Source organism: Bacillus sp. D48C, assembly GCF_053345735.1.
In genome coordinates this window covers 812,928-837,670 of sequence record NZ_JBKFAQ010000001.1, presented here as the reverse complement: position 1 = coordinate 837,670, position 24,743 = coordinate 812,928, and the positions used below count along the sequence as shown (strand labels likewise).

General features: G+C 34.0%; 21 protein-coding genes and 1 riboswitch. Of the genes, 9 read left to right on the top strand and 12 right to left on the bottom strand.

Going from position 1 to position 24,743, the window contains the following annotated elements; all coding sequences use genetic code 11:
* Window positions 1–24: 24 nt before the first annotated feature.
* Window positions 25–2,133 (bottom strand): polyphosphate kinase, encoded by a 2,109-nt coding sequence (locus ACLBXA_RS04550; RefSeq protein WP_000423553.1) that lies wholly within the window; start codon window positions 2,131–2,133, stop codon window positions 25–27.
* A 108-nt stretch (window positions 2,134–2,241) separates the two neighbouring features.
* Window positions 2,242–3,816: a Ppx/GppA family phosphatase gene (locus ACLBXA_RS04545; RefSeq protein ID WP_003279790.1), complete on the bottom strand. Its 1,575-nt coding sequence runs from the start codon at window positions 3,814–3,816 to the stop codon at window positions 2,242–2,244.
* A gap of 141 nt (window positions 3,817–3,957) precedes the next feature.
* Here ACLBXA_RS04545 and ACLBXA_RS04540 point away from each other — a divergent pair, with 141 nt between their 5' ends.
* Window positions 3,958–4,416 (top strand): YkyB family protein, encoded by a 459-nt coding sequence (locus tag ACLBXA_RS04540; protein WP_000804864.1) that lies wholly within the window; start codon window positions 3,958–3,960, stop codon window positions 4,414–4,416.
* Window positions 4,417–4,447: 31 nt separating this feature from the next.
* Here the strand turns inward: ACLBXA_RS04540 and ACLBXA_RS04535 are convergent, their stop codons facing one another.
* Entirely contained in the window at window positions 4,448–5,110 is a 663-nt protein-coding gene (locus ACLBXA_RS04535) for a YkyA family protein (protein WP_000922470.1), read from the bottom strand.
* A gap of 614 nt (window positions 5,111–5,724) precedes the next feature.
* The gene (locus tag ACLBXA_RS04530) at window positions 5,725–6,378 is read right to left on the bottom strand and encodes a diguanylate cyclase domain-containing protein (RefSeq protein WP_000680814.1); all 654 of its coding nucleotides are present in this window, start codon (window positions 6,376–6,378) and stop codon (window positions 5,725–5,727) included.
* A gap of 163 nt (window positions 6,379–6,541) precedes the next feature.
* Here ACLBXA_RS04530 and ACLBXA_RS04525 point away from each other — a divergent pair, with 163 nt between their 5' ends.
* Complete coding sequence (locus tag ACLBXA_RS04525) at window positions 6,542–6,775, top strand: SPP1 phage holin family protein (protein ID WP_000939448.1); 234 nt, start codon at window positions 6,542–6,544, stop codon at window positions 6,773–6,775.
* Between the two features lie 32 nt (window positions 6,776–6,807).
* On the opposite strand, the gene ACLBXA_RS04520 is transcribed toward ACLBXA_RS04525, so the two are convergent.
* Window positions 6,808–7,308, bottom strand: coding sequence for a hypothetical protein (locus ACLBXA_RS04520; RefSeq protein WP_000708116.1), 501 nt, complete (start codon window positions 7,306–7,308; stop codon window positions 6,808–6,810).
* A gap of 403 nt (window positions 7,309–7,711) precedes the next feature.
* Here ACLBXA_RS04520 and ACLBXA_RS04515 point away from each other — a divergent pair, with 403 nt between their 5' ends.
* The 3 genes from ACLBXA_RS04515 (at window position 7,712) to metE (ending at window position 12,853) form a co-directional block, all read left to right on the top strand.
* The gene (locus tag ACLBXA_RS04515) at window positions 7,712–9,253 is read left to right on the top strand and encodes an MDR family MFS transporter (RefSeq protein ID WP_000449901.1); all 1,542 of its coding nucleotides are present in this window, start codon (window positions 7,712–7,714) and stop codon (window positions 9,251–9,253) included.
* 241 nt (window positions 9,254–9,494) lie between these two features.
* Complete coding sequence (locus tag ACLBXA_RS04510; protein ID WP_000062064.1) at window positions 9,495–10,052, top strand: PadR family transcriptional regulator; 558 nt, start codon at window positions 9,495–9,497, stop codon at window positions 10,050–10,052.
* Between the two features lie 196 nt (window positions 10,053–10,248).
* Window positions 10,249–10,436: riboswitch (cobalamin riboswitch) on the top strand.
* 128 nt (window positions 10,437–10,564) lie between these two features.
* Window positions 10,565–12,853 carry a 5-methyltetrahydropteroyltriglutamate--homocysteine S-methyltransferase gene (gene metE / locus ACLBXA_RS04505; RefSeq protein ID WP_001007602.1) on the top strand — a complete coding sequence of 763 codons (2,289 nt, stop codon included), beginning with the start codon at window positions 10,565–10,567 and terminating at the stop codon, window positions 12,851–12,853.
* A gap of 37 nt (window positions 12,854–12,890) precedes the next feature.
* On the opposite strand, the gene ACLBXA_RS04500 is transcribed toward metE, so the two are convergent.
* A complete protein-coding gene (locus ACLBXA_RS04500) occupies window positions 12,891–13,280 on the bottom strand; it encodes a competence protein ComJ (RefSeq protein ID WP_000424022.1) in 390 nt (129 codons plus the stop codon).
* A 36-nt stretch (window positions 13,281–13,316) separates the two neighbouring features.
* On the bottom strand, window positions 13,317–13,751 hold the full coding sequence (gene nucA / locus ACLBXA_RS04495; protein WP_000811494.1) for a DNA-entry nuclease: 435 nt from the start codon (window positions 13,749–13,751) through the stop codon (window positions 13,317–13,319).
* A gap of 228 nt (window positions 13,752–13,979) precedes the next feature.
* Between nucA and ACLBXA_RS04490 the strand changes: the two genes are divergently transcribed.
* Window positions 13,980–14,729, top strand: a complete 750-nt coding sequence (locus ACLBXA_RS04490) for a DUF3967 domain-containing protein (RefSeq protein ID WP_098832665.1) — start codon at window positions 13,980–13,982, stop codon at window positions 14,727–14,729.
* 38 nt (window positions 14,730–14,767) lie between these two features.
* On the opposite strand, the gene kinB is transcribed toward ACLBXA_RS04490, so the two are convergent.
* Window positions 14,768–16,042, bottom strand: a complete 1,275-nt coding sequence (gene kinB, locus ACLBXA_RS04485) for a sporulation sensor histidine kinase KinB (protein WP_000420369.1) — start codon at window positions 16,040–16,042, stop codon at window positions 14,768–14,770.
* A gap of 310 nt (window positions 16,043–16,352) precedes the next feature.
* Here kinB and ACLBXA_RS04480 point away from each other — a divergent pair, with 310 nt between their 5' ends.
* Window positions 16,353–16,553, top strand: a complete 201-nt coding sequence (locus ACLBXA_RS04480) for a hypothetical protein (protein ID WP_000929277.1) — start codon at window positions 16,353–16,355, stop codon at window positions 16,551–16,553.
* 121 nt (window positions 16,554–16,674) lie between these two features.
* Window positions 16,675–17,838, top strand: a complete 1,164-nt coding sequence (locus ACLBXA_RS04475) for an aminotransferase A (RefSeq protein WP_000434586.1) — start codon at window positions 16,675–16,677, stop codon at window positions 17,836–17,838.
* A 13-nt stretch (window positions 17,839–17,851) separates the two neighbouring features.
* Here the strand turns inward: ACLBXA_RS04475 and malR are convergent, their stop codons facing one another.
* The 4 genes from malR to ACLBXA_RS04455 form a co-directional block, all read right to left on the bottom strand.
* On the bottom strand, window positions 17,852–18,874 hold the full coding sequence (malR, locus tag ACLBXA_RS04470) for a maltose operon transcriptional repressor MalR (RefSeq protein WP_000219054.1): 1,023 nt from the start codon (window positions 18,872–18,874) through the stop codon (window positions 17,852–17,854).
* A gap of 269 nt (window positions 18,875–19,143) precedes the next feature.
* Entirely contained in the window at window positions 19,144–19,986 is an 843-nt protein-coding gene (gene malD, locus ACLBXA_RS04465; RefSeq protein WP_001022600.1) for a maltosaccharide ABC transporter permease MalD, read from the bottom strand.
* Window positions 19,987–21,288 carry a maltosaccharide ABC transporter permease MalC gene (gene malC / locus ACLBXA_RS04460; RefSeq protein WP_001194983.1) on the bottom strand — a complete coding sequence of 434 codons (1,302 nt, stop codon included), beginning with the start codon at window positions 21,286–21,288 and terminating at the stop codon, window positions 19,987–19,989. It abuts the gene before it with no gap.
* Between the two features lie 76 nt (window positions 21,289–21,364).
* A complete protein-coding gene (locus tag ACLBXA_RS04455) occupies window positions 21,365–22,624 on the bottom strand; it encodes an extracellular solute-binding protein (protein WP_000709931.1) in 1,260 nt (419 codons plus the stop codon).
* A 324-nt stretch (window positions 22,625–22,948) separates the two neighbouring features.
* On the opposite strand from ACLBXA_RS04455, the gene ACLBXA_RS04450 reads away from it, so the two are divergent.
* Entirely contained in the window at window positions 22,949–24,709 is a 1,761-nt protein-coding gene (locus ACLBXA_RS04450; RefSeq protein ID WP_000471785.1) for an alpha-glycosidase, read from the top strand.
* Window positions 24,710–24,743: the final 34 nt, after the last annotated feature.

Sequence of the window (24,743 nt, the reverse complement as noted above, 5' to 3'; positions counted from 1 at the left end):
CATAAGAGGTTTTTACTTTTTTCATTATTCAGCATCTGTATTTTGATACGCCATCTTAAACAACTTCACTTGGCTATCAATTTCTTCTGTACTACCATTAATAACATAATAGTAATCACCATCTTTATTTTGTTCACGTGTTTTCACATTATCAGCTAATGTAAGCTGTAAAATCGCCTTAATTCGTGCCTTCATTTCAATATCTAATATCGGGAAAGATATTTCCACTCGCTTCTCCATATTTCGCGTCATCCAATCAGCTGAAGATAAATATATTTTCTCCTCCCCATTATGATGGAAATAATAAATACGGCTATGTTCTAAATATCTTCCAACAACACTAACTACACGAATATTTTCACTTACATTTGGAATACCAGGTCGTAGGCAACATGTTCCTCGAACAATGAGCTCTACCTTTACTCCAGCTTGTGATGCTTCGTACATTTTTTTAATTAATGGTTTATCTGTTAATGAATTCATCTTAGCGATAATATATCCATTTCCATATTGCCTATGATAACGGATTTCTTCATCTATTAAATCCATAAATTGTTCTCTTATATCAAATGGAGCAACAGATAAATGATGAAAATGTGGCTTTGTTGTATAACCACTTAAATAATTAAAGAAATTGGTTGCATCAACCCCAAAGTCTTTTCTTGATGTAATATATCCAAAATCAGTATATAACTTCGCTGTTGCATCATTATAGTTTCCAGTTCCAAGATGTACGAACCTTTCGATTTTTCCGTTTTTTCTTCTTACAACTAACGTAATTTTACTATGTGTTTTCAAGTGACTTACACCGTAAATAACATGACAGCCTGCCTGTTCCAATTCTTTAGCCCAATGAACATTGTTTTCTTCATCAAATCTTGCCTTTAATTCAACTAATACCGTCACTTGTTTTCCCTTTTCAGCCGCTATCTTTAACGCCTGAATAATTGGTGAATCACCACTTACTCGATATAACGTTTGTTTAATCGCAAGTACATTTGGATCGTCTGCCGCATCACGGACAAAATCAACTACCGGCTGAAATGATTCAAAAGGATGATGTAATAAAATATCATGCTCAATTGCTTTTTCAAATACATCTTCTTCATCACCTAAATCTTGAGGCGGTTGCGGAATAAGAGCCGGATATACAAGATGTTCATATAAAGGAGCTAGTTTTTTATATAAAGAAAACAAACATGTTAAATCTAATGGCCCATCCATTATATATACATCTTCATCTTTTACTTCCAGAACCTCATATAATAACGCTAATACTCTTTCATCAATGTGTTCTTTCCCAACTTCTAAACGTACAGCCCCCCCCCACTTACGTTTTTTTAATTCTTTTTCAATTACCTTTAATAAATCTCTCGCACCTTCTTCATGAATCGTTAAATCTGCATTGCGTGTAATACGGAAACGAGTAACAGATGATACTGTATATCCCGTAAATAATTTATGAGTAAAGCTACTAATTACGTCTTCTAATAAAATAAATTTATGCTTTTGCCCTTCGCTCGGTAAAAATATGAAGCGCTCAAGTAATGAAGGAACTTGTACAATTCCTAGCTTCGTCCGATTCTCTTCCTCTGCTTGCTTCTCATCATATAAAAGAGTAGCTAAATTCAAACTTTTATTTAATAACATTGGAAATGGGCGATATGCATCAATAGCTACAGGGGTTAACACCGGAAAAATTTGCTCATCAAAATACTCTTCTATAAATTCTCGCTGCTCTTTCGTCAAATCATGGAATGTTAAACGTTCAATTCCCTCTAACTCAAGCGCTGGCAATACATAATTTTTAAATGTATCATATTGTACTGTCATTAGTTCATGGGCTTTTATCGCAATTTTATTTAGTTGCTTTTTTGGTGTTAAGCCAGCTTTATTTTCTGGCTGATTAAATCCAGCACTCACTTGATCCTTTAATCCCGCTACACGTACCATAAAGAATTCATCTAAATTCGAACTAAAAATACTAATAAATTTCAATCTTTCCAAAAGTGGATTTTTTCCATCTTGCGCTTCTTGTAGTACACGTTCATTAAATGCTAGCCAGCTTAACTCTCGATTATTGTAATAAGCTGTATCATTTAAATTTACTGCATTCCCCTTCGATAATTCCATTCTCTTCACACTTCCCCTTGAAACTTTTTTACTATAATTTAGTTAATTTTATTTTATCAAATTACAATATTACAAAGTGTAAATTTTTCGTAAAGACATCCGTACGACCTAATGTTTTAGTTCAAATAACAAGTTAATATTCGTTTTTAATACTCTTTCTAACTGTTTTTTTTGTTTTTCAGCTTGCACTTTTTCTGCTAATGCAGACTGTTCACATAAAACTTTAAACGTTAATGCCTCTTTGCTTTCTGTTATAGATATGGTTTCAACAAGCGATCGTTGCCTTGCATTTAAAGCAGCTGAAAATTGTAAAACAGCTCCTAATAGACGGATTTTTTTTTGTTCACTTTTATCAAACCAACCTTCAAATGGAGATAAATGTTGTTTAAATAGCATTTTTGATTTATAAGATGCAATAAGCGCTAACCTCACTCTATCTTTATGCATCATGCCATCAATTGTCTTATTCGCCAATAAATAAAACGTATGTAAACGGCTCGCTTCTTCGTCTATATATTTGCCTATATTAAATACTTTCGCTGCTTGATGGAATACTTCCCAGTCTTTTACTGACATAGAAATAAGCCCTATTTCCTCAAGTTGTTTGCAAATTAGTCTTCCATGTTTAATAAGTTGAATAACAAATTCCATGTCCATTTCGTATTCATGTGATAGTAAATGCAAACTTTCTTCAACTACGTTCGGATAATATGAAATCCCCAAATCTTTTGTCAACTCTTCATAGAAAACACCTTCTCTTAATCCTTTTCTACTTAATACAAATGCCGGTGCCTCTATAACATTAACAAGTGTATGAAATACTTCAACCGCTGGAATAATCGTATCCGCTCGATCTTTTGCCAATCCTTCCAATTTCTGAAGTTCTATGAACGACAATTTTTCCAACTCATCTTTTACATTTTCAATATCTTCTTCTTTCATCTTGTATAAATGTAATCCTGCTATAGGATAACATATTAAATTTTGATGGATTTTTACTAAGTTCCTCGCACTACCACCAATTGCAATAAGAGGCAATTTCTTATTGATGAACCATGGTAACGTTTGAAATTGAAATTCTAAATAATGTTGCATTCCCTCTAACTCATCTTTAGTAGGAATGTCACCTTTAATAAATTGTTGCTTTAAAGAAAGTGCCCCAAAAGGAAAACTATGGTACTCTAAAATCTCTCTATTTCTAAAGTATGTAACTTCCGTACTTCCCCCACCAATATCTACCGTTATTCCTTCTGAAAACGATGTAGAATTCATAACCGCCAAGTATCCGTAACGCGCTTCCTCATATTCTGATAATACTCTAAGAGTAAAGTCCGTTTGTCCTTCAATAAGCTTTTTAATTTCCTCTTGATTCTCAGACTGTCTAATTGTTGCTGTTGCAACACAAAGTACATGATGCAACTGATGGAACCTTGTACTTTCTTGAAATTGAAATAATGTCTGTAATAATACTTCTATTCCCTCTTCATTCAACACACCATCAATTAAGTAATTCCTTAACCTAGCAACCACTTTCGTATTTTCAATCTCTTTATAAAAACCTCCATTTTGCTTTTCATAAATAACTAAACGCATTGTATTAGATCCAATATCTATAATGGCATACTGTTGTTTTAATATTTCTTTCAAACTTCTCACTCTTTCATTATCAAATTTCAAAAACATATTCTATTACTATTATACAAAATAGTTGTTTTTTGTAACAATATTGCTTTAATATTGAAAATATATACAATCACTTTTTGCATATAATAAAAACCTATTTTATTTATGCTATAATAATGAAAAATTGAAAGGAGATTCAATATGAAACCTTCACAACCACAATCTCAATTACAAAACCAACATTCTATTAATCGACTAGCTCAATCTATTTTCGTTGTGAATCGTCATGCTAAAGCAGCTACTAATCCTAAATATTTATACTGGTTAAAAAAGACAGCTTTAGAGCGTTTGATTGCTGAAAAAAAAGCAATTAAAGAAGGATTACATTTTTCTAGAAACCCACGTTTTAGCCAACAACAATCTGATGTCCTTATACGTTTAGGCGATTATTTTTTCCACATCCCTCCTACGAAAGAAGATTTTCGAATTCTACCGCATCTTGGTCATCTTGAATCCTCCTATCGAAATCCGAAAACAACCTTATCTTTAACAGTAGCAAAAAAAACACTTCAAGATTATATTGGGCCTGAAGCATTGAAACAAGAAAAAAAATTAAGTGAACCGGTTCCATGGTATAGTCGTACTTATACAAAAAAATAAAACAGTTTGGCCAAGTGTAGGCCAAACTGTTTTATTTTTTCTCTTCTTTAATTTTAATATTTGCTTGTTTATAAAAAGCTACTTTTTCTGTATTATAAGACTTTGTGAATTCATTAAATTTATCTTTTTCTGACTCAATATCCTTATAAGATTGATTTACTACTTTTACTTTTTCACTAATATCTTTTAATTTAGTACCTTTATCTTGTAACATTGTATATAACTCTTTTTCTTGTTTTAAAGATTTATTATAGCTGTCATACATTTTATTAAATGAATCGTGTCGTTTCTCATACATGCTTTTCACTTTATCAGCTTGATCTTTCAACTTATTATCTTCAATTTTCTTCACATACTTATCAGCTGACTTCACTTCTTCTTGCGCTTTATTTAAGGCCTCTTTTTCTTTTGTAAGTACTTTTTCTCGTTCAGTTGTATTCTTTGCTGCTTGATTCAGTTTTTCTTTAACAGTTTGATTATTATCTTTTCCTTCTTGCACAATCTGGTTATATAATTCTTGTCCTTCTTTCTCTAAAGTCTCAAGTTTTTTTGCATCTTCAAACATTGTTTTTTCTTGTTTAGCAGCGTTTTCAAACGCTACATATAATTCTTCTTCTGGTTTCGGTCCAAAACAACCGGCTAATAAAGTCATTGATAATGCAGTTATAATTGCTAATTTACTATATTTCAACATCTCTTCCTCCTACTTATAAACGACCATCGTGTAATATAAAAAAGTTATAAAATATGTAATTGTTCTATACACTCGCATCTTTTTTACGAAGATCATTAATATTGTTTGTACAAATTATTACTTAATATTACATTATTCTTTTTGAAGTATTTAGCAGTTCCATATCCATCTTTAAGTATAGTACTTCGTGTTCTTTAAAATCTGTTCACACTATGTATTACCTTAATGGCCACAGAATTTCACCTCAGTCTTAATAAGACTATAATAGTTCACCTGATAAAAGGTGATCGTTCCGCTCTCACGTCTATCATTCCCTTTCCAGCTTTCTATCAAATAATCTCTTTGTTCATTTTACACAGTACAATCGATATCTCGCAACAACTTACAAATATTCTTTTCATTTCCTAAAAAGGAAAAGTGTAGAGCTTGCTTTCCTCTACACTTTTAAAATAAAACACATTGTGCAAATTGCATTGACACTACCATCATAATTATATGCTTATTTCATATATTTTTAAAGACTTTTATTACAAACGCAGCGTTTTTTTGTAATAAAAGTCAAAAAAATGTTACAAATAAAACTTCTTCCTATCAAATATCTTCAAATCAAAGCTTCACTCATTTTCTTGCAAATTTCTATACTGGTACAATTGATTTTGCGACTTTCTCAACAGTTCTTCAAACGTTTTTCCTTCTACTGGATAGCTAGCTGCTCCAAATAAAAGAGTGACACTGAGTAAATCACCTTCTATTTCACTTTCAATATTTTTCATTAATCTGTTTGTTATTGTTGATGTTTCATGACCATTATCAATTGCTACAATAACATACTTATTTTCATCCCACTTTGTAACAACATCTCCCTTCCGAATTGACTTTACAATGGTACTCTCTAATTTTTGTACTAACACTCCCAATTTTTTTTCTTGCAACGTGTCTTTTAATCCTTCCCATTCTTTTACAGAAAGAATGTAAACTGTAATATTACGGGAAGCTCTTTCAGATAAAGCGGCTACTTTCCCAAAAAAATCAACAACAAAATCGTTGCTTGCCATTCCTCCTGCTTCTTCATTCATACGCTTGTTCGCTCTTTTATCGTACCAATGTCCAAAATAATAACTTAGTATCATTTGCAATATATAAATAATAAAGACGGTATAAAATGATCGTGAATCCAGTTTTGCAATTACATCCTGAAGTGCAATCCATTCTGTAACTGCCACTGTATTTCCAAGTAATAATCCACTAATTTTCCCTTTATGTTTCATACTTCTCCCCCTTTTATACCAATATATGTTTCTATATCAATAATGTTTTTCTACCAAATAAAAAATGTACATATCCAATGTACATTTCTGCTTAAGCTTGTATACCTTTTCTACTCTATTTCATATATATAATATATAACTTTTATAGAAAGGAGTAATCTATATGCTACAAAAAGAGAATCTATCAGATGCTATGCGGTTACTAGCTGGTTTTCTATTATCATTAAAATTATTATTTACCTCTTTCGGCATACACTTTATTACAAACGATCAAATTGACGCTATTGTTAATGTTGTTTCATTTTTATTTATTCTATACTTTGGCTACAAAAATAACTATGTAGGAAAAAAAGGAATGGAGCAAAAGAAAATACTCAAAAAACACAACCTTCACTAAAAAAAGGAACCTTTTGTACAGGTTCCTTTTTATTATTGACGCACAACAACTTCATTTGTTTGCAGTGGACCATATGATATCTCTTTATCTTGAAATGTATATGTAGCCTGAAAGAATGCTTGTTTAAGAGCTTTATCTTTATTAGCTTTTATTTTACAACGTAGTTCCACCTTTTCATTCGGTAACAAATCATCAATTCGCCACCTTACAAGCTGGAATAAAAACTCACTTATCCCCTTATCAACTTTTAAAGAATTAGGAATATAAGCAAAGTAATCTCGAATCATATGACTTACAACAACTCTCGAAATCATTTCTACCCCTTTATTTTCCACTTCAATTCTCATAATAAGTATGTCGTTTACATCGTAGGTCAATTCATACGAAAATTGTTCTGTATACATACTACCAATTTTTAATGTAACGGCTACTTGAGGAAATTCATTTTCCTTTTTCGATCCGTCAATCCACAATACTGGTTGTAGCGGTATTGAATACTTTCCTGTATCCGAAATTCGTCCCCATATTTTCATAATATATATTCACCTCATTTCAGATGTATCATACACACAATGAATTCCCCAAATTACTAAAGCTTACTACAAGCAATGTTTAATATTTCTCTTCCTTTTATCCTATTCGACAATATGAAGAAAAAACCATTTTTCATCTATTAACAGAAGGTGTTCTTAATGAAATTTTTTTACAATTTACTTTATGGCAATATTCAATATGGCTCACTCGTTCTCTACTCATACGAAAGAATATTTTGACGGAAGAAAAAGTTTGCCTTATAGTCAAATTTGACTATAATATTCTTTATGGCATATCAGTGCACTTATGGAAAAGAAATTAAAATCACCTATACATTTAAATTTTTTATCCACTGCACTCAAAACTTAATATAGTTTACTTATTTCTAAAGGAGGGTTATATTTGGAAACTCAACCATTAAAAAAAGACGCCAACAAGACAAAATTTGTTGTTGCTGGTTTACTGCTTGGTATATTAATGGCCGCAATGGACAATACAATCGTTGCAACCGCAATGGCAACAATTGTTGGAGACTTAGGAGGATTTGATAAGTTTGTTTGGGTCACATCAGCTTATATGGTAGCAACAATGGCAGGGATGCCTATCTTCGGGAAACTTTCTGATATGTACGGGCGGAAACGTTTTTATATTGGTGGCCTCATTCTTTTCTTATTCGGTTCTGCGCTCTGCGGAACAGCTTCAAGTATTGAGCAATTAAGTATTTATAGAGCTATTCAAGGTATCGGTGGTGGTGCCCTTATGCCTATCGCCTTCACAATTATGTACGATATCTTCCCACCAGAAAAACGTGGGAAGATGACAGGACTATTCGGTGCTGTTTTCGGGACCTCTAGTGTATTCGGTCCTTTATTAGGCGCTTATATTACAGACTATATAAGTTGGCATTGGGTCTTCTATATCAATATTCCATTAGGACTTATCTCCTTTTTCTTCATTACTAAATACTACAGTGAGTCTCTAGAATTTAGAAAACAAAAAATTGATTGGGCTGGTGCTATTACACTTGTCATAAGTATCGTTTGCTTAATGTTCGCATTAGAACTTGGTGGTAAGGAATATGCCTGGAATTCCACTGTAATTATTGGCTTATTTACAACAGTAGTTATTACGCTTATTATTTTCTTCTTTGTAGAACGAAAAGCAACCGAGCCTATTATTTCGTTCCATCTATTTAAAAAACCTTTATTCGCAGCTAGTCAAGGAGTTGCCTTTTTCTATGGTGCCGCTTTTATTATCTGTACAGTTTATATTCCAATCTTCATTCAAGGCGTTCTTGGAGGTTCCGCCTCTAATGCCGGATTAATTTTAACACCAATGATGGTTGGTTCTGTAATTGGAAGTCAAACAGGAGGACAATTAGCTTCTCGAACAAGCTATCGTAACATTATGATGGTATCTGGCGTCTTCTTCGTTCTTGGTATTTATTTATTAAGTACTTTAACAATGGATACACCTCGTTTACTCGTAACACTATTTATGATTCTCGCTGGGCTTGGTGTTGGCTTCTCATTCTCAGTATTAAGTATGTCTTCTATTCACAAATTAGAAATGCGAGACCGTGGTTCGGCAACATCAACAAACTCATTCTTCCGATCACTCGGTATGACTCTTGGTGTAACGATTTTCGGTACAATTCAAAATCATATTTTTACAGATAAACTAAACTCTGTGTTCCCCCCTGAACTAGCAAAATTAGCTCCAAAAGGTGGAGACACAAGTTTCTTATTATCGCCAGGCGCTACCGCAAAAATTCCTGCTGAAATATTAGCGGGTATTAAAGAAGCTCTCGCTACATCTATTGCGAACACATTCTTCTGGGCACTTATTCCGGCTGTACTAAGTATTATTTGTATTTTACTTATGGGAAATGAACGCCTCTTTACAGGCCCTAAAAAGAAAGAAAAACAAAAGCAAGTCAGTTAATATAAAAAAGAAGCGGCATATCCCTTTATGAAAAAGGATATGCCGTTTATAATATGTATAAAGTTAATCTTTAATCAGTGGCGGTTTTGTTCATCCCCCACTGATTATTAATTGAACCAATCGGGCTTTTACGGACAGCCCGCCCCCCACCTAACTTCTTTGGTTCCGCTGAATTTTTGGATGGGTGTCTTACTGCCCGTTAATGCCGGATAAAGTTTTTATATACAGGAGTTGAGACAGCATGAGCATGAAATTAGTCATTCTCGGCTTGCTACTCGAAGGAGATAAACATCCATATGAAGTGCAGCATATTATGAAAGAACGACAAATGGATTGTTACATTAAATATGCTAAAGGATCACTTTATTACGCCTTCGAGCAATTAGAAAAGCAAGGCGCAATTCATATTACAAATGTAATTAGAGACACAAATCGACCTGACAAAACGATTTTTCATATAACAGAAGAAGGCAAAAAACTATTCCACACTTTACTATTAAAACAATTCGAAGCAAAAAACCAAATATATAAACCTATTTATTCAGCCTTATCTTTCGCTCACTTTAGCAATGATCACGAATTAGTTCCTATTTTAGAAAAAAAGAAAAACGATACTCTTCAATATTTATATACTATGCAAACGATATATGATTGTAATAAAGGAAAAGTTCCACGTGCACAACTATATATTTTACAAAGTGTAATTGAGCATATTACAGTTGAACTACAATGGCTAAACACCCTCCTTAAAGATGCTATAGCAGGCCGGCTTTCAGAAGTTGCTATAGATGAAAATTGAGCTATGAAAGAAGACATCCCTACTTCTTTCATAGCTCAATTTCTCTTTTTATAATGTAATATTATTAGTTACTTCAGAATGTAAAAGTCAGAATAATAAGAAATAAAAACTTTGGAATTTTCTTATTTTAAAACAGTAGACAAAATTCCAAAAATTGTGTTAGAATTTGTTTCAATATCATATCGCTTGTTAAATTCCTTTCAAAAGGAAAATAGGTACACGAAAGTTTCGTTTCGTGTTTAAAAGGGAAGCTTGGTGAAACTCCAACACGGTCCCGCCACTGTAAATGCTGAGATTTCTTTTTAGTGCCACTGTGAAAACGGGAAGGTGAAAGAAATTATATGAAGCATAAGTCAGGAGACCTGCCTGTTTTAACAACACTGATAGATTCACGGATGATGATGAGGTGTTAAAACAAAAAGGAAGGCTTATTTTCTATGTCTTTGTACTTTTTGTTATAGGTATTTCCTAGTAAACGGAAATGCTTACTTTCAATTAGGGAGGAATTTAAAATGGCAATTCAAACAAGTAACTTAGGTTATCCACGTATCGGACTACAACGAGAGTGGAAAAAAACATTGGAAGCTTTTTGGTCCAATAAAATCGATGAAGAACAATTTTTAACAACAATGAAAGAAATTCGCCTTCAACACGTAAAAGTACAGCAAGAAAAAGGGATTGAACTCATTCCAATTGGCGACTTTACATATTATGATCACGTTTTGGATACTGCTTATATGCTAGGATTTATCCCATCACGTTTTTCTGAGTTTACATCTTACCTTGATGTATATTTCGCAATGGCGCGTGGCTCTAAAGATCACGTAGCTTCTGAAATGACAAAATGGTTTAACACAAACTATCATTATATCGTTCCTGAATATGAAGAGGGATTACAAATCTCTTTAAAAGATAATCGTCCACTTCGCTTATACGAAGAGGCAAAACAAGAATTAGGAGTAGATGGAAAACCTGTTATTTTAGGACCATATACTTTCTTAAAATTAGCTAAAGGTTATACACAAGAACAATTCGCTACGATTTTAAAACAATTAGTTGCACCATACGTACAACTGCTTTCAGAACTACATGCAGCTGGTGCACAAGTCATTCAAGTTGATGAACCGATTTTCGCTTCTTTAACGAAAGAAGAAGTTCAACAAGCAAAAGAAATTTATGAAGCTATTCGTAAAGAAGTTCCAAATGCGAACCTTCTTTTACAAACATATTTTGATAGTGTAGAAGAAAACTATGAAGAAATTATTACATTCCCTGTATCCGGTATTGGATTAGATTTCGTTCATGGTAAAGAAGGTAATCTACATGCTATTTCAAAATATGGATTCCCAGCTGATAAAACTTTAGCTGTCGGTTGTATAGATGGCCGTAACATTTGGAGAGCTGACCTTGATGAAGTTCTTACGTTATTTACAACGCTACAAAAACAAGTCCAAACGAAAGACTTCATTGTTCAGCCTTCTTGTAGCTTATTGCATACACCAATCGATAAAACAGAAGAAACTCACTTATCGACTGAGCTATTTGATGCGTTAGCATTTGCAAATCAAAAATTAGAAGAGTTAGTTCTTATTCATTCTGCTCTCACTAAAGGTACAGAAAGTATTAGTAATGAGCTGGAAACATATCGAAATGTACATCATACAATTCGTTCATCTGCTGTACGTAACCGTGAAGATGTCAAAGCAGCACGAACAGCACTAAAAGAAGAAGATTTTTCACGTCCTCTTCCATTTGAAAAGCGATACGAATTACAACAAGTTGCCCTAGAGTTACCATTGTTACCAACAACAACTATCGGTAGCTTCCCGCAAACAACTGAAGTTCGTCAAACGCGAAAAGAATGGCGTAACGGTGTTATTTCAAATGAACAATATGAAAAATTTATTGAAAAAGAGACAGAAAAATGGATTCGTTACCAAGAAGAAATTGGTCTTGATGTCCTTGTACATGGTGAGTTTGAAAGAACTGACATGGTCGAATATTTCGGTGAGCGTCTTGCTGGTTTCTCATTCACTAAAAACGGTTGGGTACAATCATACGGTTCCCGCTGCGTAAAACCACCTGTTATTTATGGTGATGTAGCCTTTATTAACGGAATGACTATTAAGGAAACTGTTTATGCACAAAGCTTAACAGAGAAAGTTGTAAAAGGAATGTTAACTGGACCTGTTACAATTTTAAATTGGTCCTTCGTTCGAAATGACATTCCAAGAAAAGAAGTTTCGTATCAAATTGCATTAGCTCTTCGTCACGAAATTGAACTACTTGAATCTTCCGGAATTCGAGTAATCCAAGTCGATGAGCCAGCACTTCGTGAAGGAATGCCACTAAAAGAAAAAGATTGGGACGCTTATATTACATGGGCAGTTCAATCCTTCCTTTTAGCAACTTCTTCTGTAGCAAATGAAACACAAATTCATACTCATATGTGTTACAGTAACTTCGAAGATATTGTTGATGCGATTCGCGCATTAGATGCAGATGTGATTTCTATCGAAACATCAAGAAGTCACGGTGAATTTATTGATACATTAAAACATACAACATATGAAAAAGGCATCGGTCTAGGTGTATATGATATTCATAGCCCACGTGTACCGAGTAAAGATGAAATGTATAAAATCGTAGAACAATCTTTAGAAGTATGCGATCCTAAATATTTCTGGATTAATCCTGATTGTGGTTTAAAAACGAGAAGAACAGAAGAAGTTATTCCAGCTTTAGAGCACATGGTGCAAGCAGCAAAAGATGCTCGCTCCCTGCTAAAAACAAACGCATAACGAAAATGGGTTATCCTTATTGAGGATAACCCATTTTTTATTCTTTACTTTCAAAAAAGAATTCGTATTGTATTTTATATAATTCATCATCCGTTGGCTCTTCAAGAGGAATTGCTTGTAAGACCACTGTATACTCACCATTTGGAATAGGTATTTGAAATTTATTTGAAAGAATACTCGTTATAACGATACTTTCATTTTCAACTGTAAAAGGAACCGTAATCGTTCTAATCACTTCTTCTTTTTCAATATGTTTCCCTGGGGTCACTTTCACTTCACAAGTATAATCAGAAAGTGCTTCAAAAATAACAGTTCCCTCTGCCTCAGCATAACCTCTTTCAAAATCTTCATCCGTCCAGTCTACATAAGGCTGCTCACCGTCATAGTTCATCAACATTAATTGCGAATAAGAAATTGTTAACTCCATAGTTCCCGTTCTCCTTCATTATGAAATGTACAACTACTACTTCACTTCAAATTTCACACGCGTACCATCTGGATATTTATCTAACTTATTCCCTACCCAAGAGCCTGCTCCGCGGTTATCCGCCGGACTTATATATTCAATATGTGCTCCTTTTCCGCCTTCCTTGCACATCGCCATTGGCCATTCATCACGATCATACCCTTTTTTTGAAGGATATGGTGCTAACGACAATTTCCTTCTATCTGCAGCACCACCACGATCGATTGTACAAACTTCTGAATGCCCTTCTTTTATAGCATCCGTAATATGTTTTCCTGTCTCTGGATAACGTTCTTTCGGAAATTCTAACACTTGATCATACGTATTCGTTTTCTTTACACTTGTTTCCTCTGGCACAAGTACTTCATAAACTGCTACTAAAATAGACAGAATTGCGATAATTGAAATGATAATACCTTTTAATTGCTTCATGTATACCTCCATGTTTCTACCAGTTTCTTTTTTCCTCCGTTATTATAACAAACTTCTCCTGTATATGTTTTCAGACATTATTTTAGTTATTCCTTGCCATTCCGCCAAAAACTTTCATTTTTTCACTAATGCTGTAGAAAACTAATAGCCTTCCGACATTCTTTTTCAAAGGAAGTCCTCATAAAAGATTGAAATGATATATACGATACTTTTTGGGGAGGAAATATCATGGAAGCTACCTATAAAACGAAAGATGTCACGAATAAAACAGGCATCCCAAAACATATAGTCCGCAAATATAGTCAACTGTTAGAGGAACATGGCTATATGATTTCTAAAACAGCTGATGCTCGTATTTATAAACTTGATGATTTAAAACTATTGAAATCTATACATGAAAGAGCTGCTACATTACAAGAAGATATTTCAGAAACGATACCGATTATTTTAAAAGAAAAAGAGGCCCCACCTGTACCAGTTATACAAGATAAGCAAGAGATACAACCGAAAGAAAAGGAAGATGGACGTAACTTTGAGGAATTCATGTTGAAACTTGAAATGCTAGCTCAATTAAATGAAGCAATTATTCATCAAAATTCTACTCTAATTACACAAAATCGTTTAAAGGATGAGAAACTAGATGAATTGATGCAACAAGTTTATGTAAAAGAAGGCTCTCAAGAAAAAATGCTTCAAGAGTTAGTCGAGCACGCCGCTCAAACAGATGCATTACAAAAAGAAAAGATGGACTTATTAATGAATCATATGTATAAACGAGAATCCAAACAGGAAGAAAAAATGAATAAACTTGTTAGTCAAATTTATAACAAGGACAGTAATCGTGATGCACAGCTTATGCAAGTTATTCGAGAAATTCAAGAAACAAAAAGAATGGTTGCTGCCTCAAAAGAGCAAAGTGTCTTTCAAACATTTAAAAGTTTATTTAGCCGAGCAAAACAAGAAAAAACAAATGAATAAGCAATATAAAATAAAAAGTTACCTTCCATCGGTAACTTTTATTCCTTATTTTGTACAGCTGGTAATATAATAATTGCTTCAGTGCCTTTTCCACTTTCACTCTTATATTCCAATGTACCATTATGCGCTTGTAAAATACTAAATGTTACCATAAGCCCTAATCCTGTCCCTTTTTCTTTTAAAGAATAATATGGTTGCCCCAGCCTTGCTAACTGTTCTTTCGTCATACCAACACCACTATCTTTAACTCTTATTATGATTGTTTCGTCTTTTTGAATGGCTGTTACTTTTAAATATCCTTTATTTCCTTGAATTGCTTCAATACCATTTTTAACAACATTCATAATAGCTTGCTTCAACTTTGTCTTATCACCAATCGTATAAAGACTTTCTGAAATTTCAACTTGTAAATATACACCTTGCATCGCTGCAAATGACGACATGAGAGTGGTCATTTCTATTAATTGGGCTGATAAACAAATGTGTTCTTTTTTCTCAATTTGCGGCCTTGCTAAATTCAAGTAATCTGAAATAATTTGTTCCGCCCGATCCAATTCAGCTAATACGAGGCGCATATAATCCTTATTCTTCACATCTTCCGTACTTTCTAACAATTGGATAAATCCACGAACAACAGTAAGTGGATTTCGAACTTCATGTGCCACACTTGCTGCTAACTCACTTACAATATTAAGCTTTTCTGATTTTTGCATCTCTGTACGTAGCAATGCATTTTCGTTTAAATATTCAGTTAAATACACCTGAAATACCATTGTCATGACCATGATAAGCGAGGCAAATATAAATCCGCTATATATTTGCGAAATATACGGTGTAAATCCTGTTTCCAAAAGAACATTAATCATGCCTAATACTAAAGAAACAAGCACATAAAATGATGAAATCATAAATGCTAAAATTAATTTCTTATCCCTTGAAAAAAGAGACCATTTCTTTGATAAAAACAGCGGAACTATCAATAAAAATATTACTTCTAAAACTGGAAGAAAGCTCATTCCCTTTAGTAACCATTCATATGCAACAAAAATAACCGCTGGGATTAAACCAACAATCCCACCATATAAAAAACCACTGACAATTGGAATGGGGTGAAAGTTATACCCACACACATTGCCAAAACAAATAGAGTATGTCATGGAGAGAACGAGCGTAACGCTAGATAAAAACATAATAAAGTAACGATTTGGCTTCGGAGGCATTTCTTGATAGCGATTTAAACGAATCGCTTCATATAAAAATAGTGGCAAAATTATGATGGCAATTTGAATCAATAAATCACGGATAAGCTCCATAACCTCTCATCCCCTATATGTATTTTGATATGATTATATCATTTTATAGGTGTATTTGTTTTAAAATTTTGATTTTTCTTAACATATTTGTTAATTCTTTGTTAACAACTCATCATAATTGTTACAGATTTTCGAAATGATTGTAAACCCTGTACCAAATTTCCTTCGTGCAGTATACAATGAATACGGATTACAAAGAAAATATAAAAATACTTTTTTAGACGGACAACTATAGCAAAATACAGCATATAATCCATACTATCTATGTTTACAAATAAGTGATCATTACTTTAGTAGGAGGAAGATAAATATGGCGGGTACTACGCTTGTTTTAAAAGAAGAAAATTTGGTTGTTCTAGAAAATGTTGAAAAATCAGTATATGAAGAATTACAGCATAAAGCAGGAGATGAAAATTGCACATGTGCTGTAAACGAATCAGTTGTTCACCTTGGCAAGGTATCCTCTGTACTCTGGAATGAAGATGAAATAGATTGGGAATACGGATATTAAAAAGTCGCTTATAGCGGCTTTTTTCTCTTTTCTCTCTCTTTCTAAATTACATATAAAAAGCGCGATCATAGAAAATATGATAAAATGAACTTAATTTTCAAACGGAAGAAAGGGAGATACAATGGAACAATTCATTAACCCTAGAGTGAAGGACATCCAAATTTCTGGAATCCGTCAATTCTCTAACATGATTCAAAACTATGATAATTTGATTTCTTTAACAATCGGACAACCCGATTTCCCTACACCTTCTCTCGTAAAAGAAGCTGCAAAACGGGCTATTACAGAAAACTATACAAGCTATACACATAACGCTGGTTTACTAGAATTACGCAAGGCAGCTTGTAACTTCGTAAAAGATAACTACGATTTACATTACTCACCTGAAAACGAAACCATCGTTACAATCGGTGCTAGCGAAGCAATTGATGTTACATTTCGAACGATTTTAGAGCCAGGAACAGAAGTAATTTTACCTGCTCCTATTTATCCAGGTTACGAACCTATTATTCGATTATGCGGTGCAACACCTATTTTTGTAGATGTTCGTAAAACTGGATTCCGTTTAACAGCTGAAGCGCTTAAAAATGCTATTACAGAAAAAACAAGATGTATCGTACTACCGTATCCTTCTAACCCGACCGGTGTAACTTTATCAACAGAAGAACTAAAAGATATTGTAGATGTTTTAAAAGACAAAAATATTTTCGTCCTTTCAGATGAAATTTATAGCGAGCTGGTATATGAACAAAAGCACACATCTATCGCTCATTTCCCAGAAATGCGTGAAAAGACAATTGTCATTAACGGTTTATCTAAATCACATTCTATGACTGGCTGGCGTGTTGGACTTTTATTTGCACCAAGCTATTTAGCTGGACACATATTAAAAGTTCATCAATACAATGTAACGTGTGCTACTTCAATCGCTCAATACGCTGCAATTGAAGCATTAACAGCAGCTAAAGACGCACCCAAAATGATGCGCCACCAATATAAAAAACGCCGTGATTACGTATATAATAGACTCACTCAAATGGGATTAACAGTTGAAAAGCCAACAGGTGCATTTTACTTATTCCCATATGTTGGTCATTTGACATCTTCATCATTTGATTTTGCACTTGATCTTGTCAAAGAAGCTGGACTAGCTGTAGTTCCTGGAACAGCATTCTCTGAATACGGTGAAGGCTACCTTCGCTTGTCCTATGCGTATAGTATTGAAACTTTAAAAGAAGGCTGCGACCGATTAGAAGCCTTTCTAAAGAAAAAAGCTAAGAGTTAAACTCTTAGCTTTTTTATGCATAATGATCACAAGTTTGACGTTTTAGTAATTTATGAGGAATAATGATACACTTTGCAGTGGATTCTGCATTCTCTACTTTATCAACTAAAGCTTTTGCTCCCTCATATCCCAGCTGATAAATATTCACATCAACTGTCGAAAGTGGAGGGCTCGCAATTTCTGATAATAAAGCATTATTAAAGCTTACAATAGAAACATCCTTCGGTACAACGAATCCTTTTTTAGAAAGAGCACTTAACACACCAAGTCCAATTAAGTCATCCGTTGCCATAATTGCCGTCGGCGGTTGCTGCAGTCCCATTAATTCCTCAACCGCTTGTTGACCACTTTCCCTCGAAAAATCAAAATGTAAAATATATTCTTTTGGTAATACAATGTCTGCTAATTTCAAGGCATCACTCATACCAGCTAAACGATCTCTCGTTACAAGTAAATCTGAACCACCACCAATGAACGCGATTTGCTTATGCCCTAATGAAATTAAATATTCTGCCACTTCTCTTGCAGCTGTATAATTGTCATTATCTACATATGTAATTTCATCTTTTCGATCATATGGTTTTCCTATTAAAACAAACGGGAAATTTTGTTCATGTAAATATTGAATAATCCGATCATTCTCTCTTGAATATAAAAGAATAATGCCACCAATTTGGCGTCCCTGTACCATCTTTACAACACCATTAAAAATTTCTTCTTCCGTTTCACCTGTCGACATGTAAAGCGCATAACCTTCTACGTGTGCAAATGAACTAATCCCTCTTATAACTTCTGGGAAAAATGGATTTTGAAAAGCTTTACTTGCAGAACTTGGCATAACAAGACCAAGTGTTTTCGTCGTTTGGTTCGCAAGATTTCTCGCATTTAAATTAGGATGATACCCTAATTCACTCATTACTTTCCTAACACGGCGCTTTGTCTTTTCACTTATACTTGGATTATCAGCAATTACACGAGAAACTGTTGATGGTGCAACATTCGCTTGCTTCGCCACATCTTTAATTGTAACTGTCATAAAAATCCCCCTCCTCTCATTTCTCTGCCATTTTTCATATATTTTATCTCGCACTCATTGCAAGTCATAAACTTTTATTTCTTATATCTTGCAAAACTAATCCTATTCTCCCTCTTCATGTATTGTAAGGGATATAGCTATTTTTTCCTATACTATAATATACTATTTATTTGACATCTTTTCACATGTGATGTCAAATCTCTTTTCATCTCCCTATAAAGTTATTTATAGGGAGATGAAAAGAAAAATGGGACGTAATGTCCCATTTTTCATCCTTTCGTACCTCCAGCTGTTAAACCGGAAACAAAATATTTTTGTAGTGATAGGAATAAAATTGAAATCGGGATCGCAATTAACACAGAACCCGCTGCAAACGTTGTAAATTCATTACCGAATTTCTTCGCAACCATTTCATATAATCCAACTGCCAAAGTATAATTTTCTGGTGTTCGCAAAATAATACTCGCTAAAATGAAATCTGTAAATGGACCAATGAAAGTAAATAACGCTACAACCGCTACGATTGGCTTTGCAAGTGGCATAATGATTTGCCAGAAAATACGGAAATGCCCTGCTCCATCCATTCGAGCTGATTCATCCAACTCTTTCGGAATCGTATCAAAATACCCTTTCATAAGCCATGTATTCATCGGAATTGCTCCGCCCACATAAATTAAAATTAATGCAAGATGTGTATCAAGTAATCCTGTTAACTGAGCTAATATATATAGTGCGATTAACGCTGCAAAATTCGGGATCATTTGCAAAATTAAAAATGTTAATAAACCATTCTTTCTTCCAACAAAACGATATCTCGAAAATGCATAAGCAGTAAAACTAATGGCTAGTACAGAGAAAATCATCGTCATTACGCTAACTTTCAAAGTATTTTTATACCAAAGTAAGTAATTACTTGAATCGAGATCAAGTAGCTTGCGATAATGATCTAATGTGGCATTTTTCGGAATAATACTTGACCCAGATAAACTATCCCCTGGATTAAACGATGAGCCAATTATCCATAGTAATGGATAGAAAATAATCGCACACATTATGAAGATAACTAAATAACTTAATGAAAGACGTAGCATCTTTTGTCGTTTAATATTCATTTACATCATATCCTCTTCTTGGAATGATTTTGTTCTCTTAAATTGCCATAACGCAACTGTAATAACAATTAACGATAAAATCATTGTAAGAGCTGCTGCTTTTCCGTACTGAGCCGAAGTCATCGTTAACTTATAGATCCATGAAATTAAAATATCCGTTCCACCTGCATTTTGTCCAGACACAGCAGGTCCTCCGTTATTAAATAGATAAATAATACTAAAATTATTAAAGTTAAACGTATATTGCGTAATTAATATTGGCGCTGTTGCATATAACACAAGTGGCAATGTAATTTTGCGGAACTGTTGCCAAGCAGTTGCTCCATCTACTGTAGCCGCTTCATATAATTCTCCTGGAATCGATTGCAATATACCTGTTGTCATTGCAAAGACGAACGGGAAACCAAGCCATGTTTGAATCATAATTAAAGCAATCTTTGACCAAAACGGGTCTGTCATCCAAGCAATCTTTTCAATCCCGAATAAAGCTAATACTTGGTTATTAATTGCTCCAAATGTTTCATTAAACATACCAGCAAATACAAGAATAGATACGAATGCTGGAACAGCCCACGGTAAAATAAAGATTGTTCGAATAATTGCCTTACCTTTAATACCAGGCTGATTTACGATAATCGCTAAAAAAATACCAAGTGCAACTTGTAATGTTGTTGCAACGAATGTCCAAATGACAGTCCAAGAAAATACACTTAAAAATGTATCTCTCCACATCGGTAATGTGAAAATATCAATAAAGTTTTTAAAACCCACCCAATCTACTAATTTAGCTGGAGGAGAATGATATAAATCATAGTTTGTAAATCCAATTAAAATTACGAAGATGATTGGAAATACGACAACAAAGATAAGTAGTAGAAAACCTGGTGAAACCATTAAATAAGGAAAGCCTTGATCTAACAAATTACGGTATTGCTCTTTTACAGAATTTAACGGTGTTCCTATATCACGTTTCTTTCCATTTTGATATGCATCATATAAGTTAAATGCATATATGCCGAGCCCAAACGCGATAACGATAAGTGCCAAGATCCCTTCTACTAATAGAAAGACAGAATGGTCACGTGGAACTTCTGTACCGAGCGTTACAATGCCCCATAATCCCATATTTAATAAATCAGCAAAGGCTACAATAAATGAACCTGTTAATACTAGAAAAATAAGACCTTTTACAAATTGTTTATTATATATTTGGCCCATGCCCGGAATGATTGATAACACGGTTGCCATTTTCCTATGCTTTGAATGGTTTAACCCCTTTGCAGGTTCCATAGATGTTTGCATGTTCCTTCCCCCTTTTTTCTTCCCACATGGAAGGGAGAGAATTCGTGCCCCTCATATTAGAGGCACGAATTTCACCTTATTTTTTCTTACTATGATTTGCCTCAATATTACCTTTAATTTGTTTCACTGCACTATCAAGTGCGGATTTTGGTGCTTCTTTATCTGATACAACTAATTGAAGCGCATCCCCAGCTGGTTTCCAAACTTCCTGCATTTCTGGAATATTCGGCATTGGAATTCCATTTTCCGATTGCGTCGCAACCGCTTTTGCAGCCTCATTTTCTTTAATGATTGGATCTTCCATTACTGATTTTACTGGTGGAATTTCTTTCGTTTTCTCAAAGCGAATTTTAGCATTTTCTTCATTTGTAACCCACTCAGTAAATTTTGTAGCTAAATCATTTTGTTTAGAGAAGCTTGTTACATGCCATCCTTTTACACCAACGAACGTTTTCATCGGTTGACCATTTGGTAATTTCGGCATTGGAGCAACACCATAATCTATTCCAGCCTTTTCCATCGCTTGGAATGCCCATGGACCATTCATAATAGATGCTGCTTTTCCTTCATTAAACAATCCATCTGCAGCTGAACCACCAGATTCACCGATAATACCTTTCGGGAATAACTTTTCTTTGTACCATTTTTGAATATATTCAGCACCTTGTACCGCACCGCTATTATTTAATCCAATATCATTTGCATTTGGCTTTCCATCTTTTTCACCAAATACATAACCACCCATACCTGCCATAAATGCATTAGCAAAGTAGAAGTTATCTCCTAATGCTAAAAATCCGTATTTTCCATCTTTCGTAAAGTCTTTTGAGAAGTTAAACAGTTCATCCATCGTTTCGGGTGCTTTTTGCATCATTTTTTTATTATAAATAAAGATTGGTGTTTCAATCGCTTTTGGTAAACCGTATATTTTTCCGTTATATGTTTGTGCTTCTATTGATAAATCTGTAAATTTACTTTTTACTGTATCATCTACTTTCACTTCTGAAAGTAGCCCTTCTGTTACCGCATTACCAATATGATCATGTGGCAATGTTACAACATCTGGCCCTGTGCCAGCTGGACCGTCGAGACGAAGTTTTTCTATTTGTTTCGTCATCTGAACCTCTTCAACTTTTACTTTCACATTATATTTCTTTTCAAAACTTTTCACCGCTGGCTCTAGACCCACACCTTTTTTCTCATCTTCCCAAACAAGAAGGTCATAGTCTTTTTTCGCTTTACTTTCCTCTTTTTTCCCTGAATCTTTCGGTCCACATGCAGATAACATACCAATAGATAATGCTGAAACCGTTAATAATGATAATGCTTTCTTCATCCCAAAAACCTCCCTAAATTGTCTATGTACCTCAGTAACTGAAAACGTTTGCATTTAATAGTTTAATTGAAGCGCAAACAATATCCCAAGTCTATGAAAACGTTTGCGCTATTTGTCTATCATTATACATTCTTTTATTCATTTTGCAAATATTAATTTAAAAATTATGTCATTATACTCTTTATACATTGACTTTATATGAAATGAATACTACTCTTATAAGCAATATTAAAGCTACGAGAAAGGCAATCGTTTGCAATATAGGCTTTATTATTACACTTAAGGGAATACTATGTATAGAGATATTGAAGGGGGATTTTCTATATGTTTAAAGAAGCCATTTATCATAGGCCGAAAGATAATTATGCATACGCTTATGATGAACAAACAATTCACATCCGAGTACGTACTAAGAGAGATGATATTCAAAGCGCCGATCTTATTTACGGTGATCCTTACGAATGGAAAGACGGGAAATGGATATCATCAAGTACACCCATGAAAAAAACGGGTTCTACTGCATTATTTGATTATTGGTCCATTTCAATCGAACCCAAATTTAAGCGCTTACGTTATGGGTTTGAATTAAAATCTGAAACAGACACTCTTATTTATACAGAGCGAGGATTCTTTTCTAACATTCCAAATGATGATGTTGGTAACTTTTTCTGTTTTCCATTTATTCATGCAGATGATGTATTCAAAGCACCATCTTGGATTAAAGACACCATTTGGTATCAGATTTTCCCTGAGCGATTCGCTAATGGCGATAGTACGCTGAATCCAGAAAACACCCTTCCTTGGGGAAGTGCGAATCCAACTCCAACTAATTTTTTCGGCGGAGATTTTTCTGGTGTTATTCAAAACCTTGATTACCTTGTTAAGCTTGGCATTTCCGGAATATATTTCACACCTATTTTCAAAGCTCATTCAAACCATAAATATGACACAATTGACTATATGGAAATTGATCCACAATTTGGGACGAAAGAAACTTTCAAAGAGCTCGTTGAAGAATGTCATAAGCACGGTATAAAAGTAATGCTCGATGCTGTGTTTAATCATAGTGGATACTTTTTCGAGAAATTTCAAGACGTACTAGAGAACGGTGAGAAGTCCGCATATAAAGAGTGGTTCCACATTCATGAATTCCCAATTATAACCGAGCCACTTCCAAATTATGATACTTTCGCCTTTACACCGTATATGCCTAAATTAAATACAGCTCATCCAGATGTAAAAGAATACTTACTTGAAGTAGGACGTTATTGGGTACGAGAATTTAATATAGATGGCTGGCGCCTTGATGTCGCAAATGAAGTCGATCACAATTTTTGGAGAGAATTCCGAACTGAAATAAAGACATTAAATCCTGAAGTATATATTTTGGGAGAAATTTGGCACGATGCCCTTCCATGGCTACAAGGCGATCAATTTGATGCTGTCATGAGCTACCCTGTTACAAACGCTCTACTTTCTTACTTTGCTAACGATTCCATTAAAGCAAGTGAGTTCATGAAGCAAATTACAGAATCTCTACATTCCTACTCTATGAATGTAAATGAAGCAGCCTTTCATTTATTAGATAGCCATGATACTCCAAGAATTTTAACAACATGCAACGGAGATAAAAATAAGTTGAAATTGCTCTATGTATTCCATCTTTCTTTCATCGGTTCTCCATGCATTTATTACGGAGATGAAATCGGCATGGATGGTGGTATGGACCCCGATTGCCGTAAATGTATGATTTGGGATACTAAAGAACAAGATCATGCATTATTTACACATATACAAACATTGATTTCATTACGAAAACAACATGAAGCTTTTGGAGGACATGGTACTTTTCAATTCATCGAAGCAAATGATGAACATAATTATATTTCTTATACGAAAACATATGAGGATGAAACTATCTTTTTCGTTTTAAACCCTACTAATAGTGAAGTTACAGTTTCACTCCCTCTTCATGTTACTGGTAAGAAAATAATTAACATTTATACAAATGAAGAATTTTCAGCGGAAGCAAGTGTATTACAAGTTACACTTCCTCCATATGGATTCTCCATATTAAAATGGTAATCCAAAAAATCCTTATGCCAAGGTGGCATAAGGA

Excerpts from the sequence above, each read along its gene's own strand:
- ACLBXA_RS04520 (WP_000708116.1), bottom strand. The coding sequence starts at position 7,308 with ATGAAAATATGGGGACGAATTTCGGATACAGGAAAGTATTCAATACCG.
- ACLBXA_RS04550 (WP_000423553.1), bottom strand. The coding sequence starts at position 2,133 with ATGGAATTATCGAAGGGGAATGCAGTAAATTTAAATGATACAGCTTAT.
- metE (WP_001007602.1), top strand. The coding sequence starts at position 10,565 with ATGGCAATTCAAACAAGTAACTTAGGTTATCCACGTATCGGACTACAA.
- ACLBXA_RS04480 (WP_000929277.1), top strand. The coding sequence starts at position 16,353 with ATGGCGGGTACTACGCTTGTTTTAAAAGAAGAAAATTTGGTTGTTCTA.
- ACLBXA_RS04535 (WP_000922470.1), bottom strand. The coding sequence starts at position 5,110 with ATGTTGAAATATAGTAAATTAGCAATTATAACTGCATTATCAATGACT.
- ACLBXA_RS04540 (WP_000804864.1), top strand. The coding sequence starts at position 3,958 with ATGAAACCTTCACAACCACAATCTCAATTACAAAACCAACATTCTATT.
- ACLBXA_RS04450 (WP_000471785.1), top strand. The coding sequence starts at position 22,949 with ATGTTTAAAGAAGCCATTTATCATAGGCCGAAAGATAATTATGCATAC.
- ACLBXA_RS04490 (WP_098832665.1), top strand. The coding sequence starts at position 13,980 with ATGGAAGCTACCTATAAAACGAAAGATGTCACGAATAAAACAGGCATC.
- ACLBXA_RS04500 (WP_000424022.1), bottom strand. The coding sequence starts at position 13,280 with ATGGAGTTAACAATTTCTTATTCGCAATTAATGTTGATGAACTATGAC.
- malD (WP_001022600.1), bottom strand. The coding sequence starts at position 19,986 with ATGAATATTAAACGACAAAAGATGCTACGTCTTTCATTAAGTTATTTA.
- ACLBXA_RS04510 (WP_000062064.1), top strand. The coding sequence starts at position 9,495 with ATGAGCATGAAATTAGTCATTCTCGGCTTGCTACTCGAAGGAGATAAA.
- malR (WP_000219054.1), bottom strand. The coding sequence starts at position 18,874 with ATGACAGTTACAATTAAAGATGTGGCGAAGCAAGCGAATGTTGCACCA.
- nucA (WP_000811494.1), bottom strand. The coding sequence starts at position 13,751 with ATGAAGCAATTAAAAGGTATTATCATTTCAATTATCGCAATTCTGTCT.
- ACLBXA_RS04545 (WP_003279790.1), bottom strand. The coding sequence starts at position 3,816 with ATGTTTTTGAAATTTGATAATGAAAGAGTGAGAAGTTTGAAAGAAATA.
- ACLBXA_RS04530 (WP_000680814.1), bottom strand. The coding sequence starts at position 6,378 with ATGAAACATAAAGGGAAAATTAGTGGATTATTACTTGGAAATACAGTG.
- kinB (WP_000420369.1), bottom strand. The coding sequence starts at position 16,042 with ATGGAGCTTATCCGTGATTTATTGATTCAAATTGCCATCATAATTTTG.
- ACLBXA_RS04475 (WP_000434586.1), top strand. The coding sequence starts at position 16,675 with ATGGAACAATTCATTAACCCTAGAGTGAAGGACATCCAAATTTCTGGA.
- malC (WP_001194983.1), bottom strand. The coding sequence starts at position 21,288 with ATGCAAACATCTATGGAACCTGCAAAGGGGTTAAACCATTCAAAGCAT.
- ACLBXA_RS04455 (WP_000709931.1), bottom strand. The coding sequence starts at position 22,624 with ATGAAGAAAGCATTATCATTATTAACGGTTTCAGCATTATCTATTGGT.
- ACLBXA_RS04525 (WP_000939448.1), top strand. The coding sequence starts at position 6,542 with ATGCTACAAAAAGAGAATCTATCAGATGCTATGCGGTTACTAGCTGGT.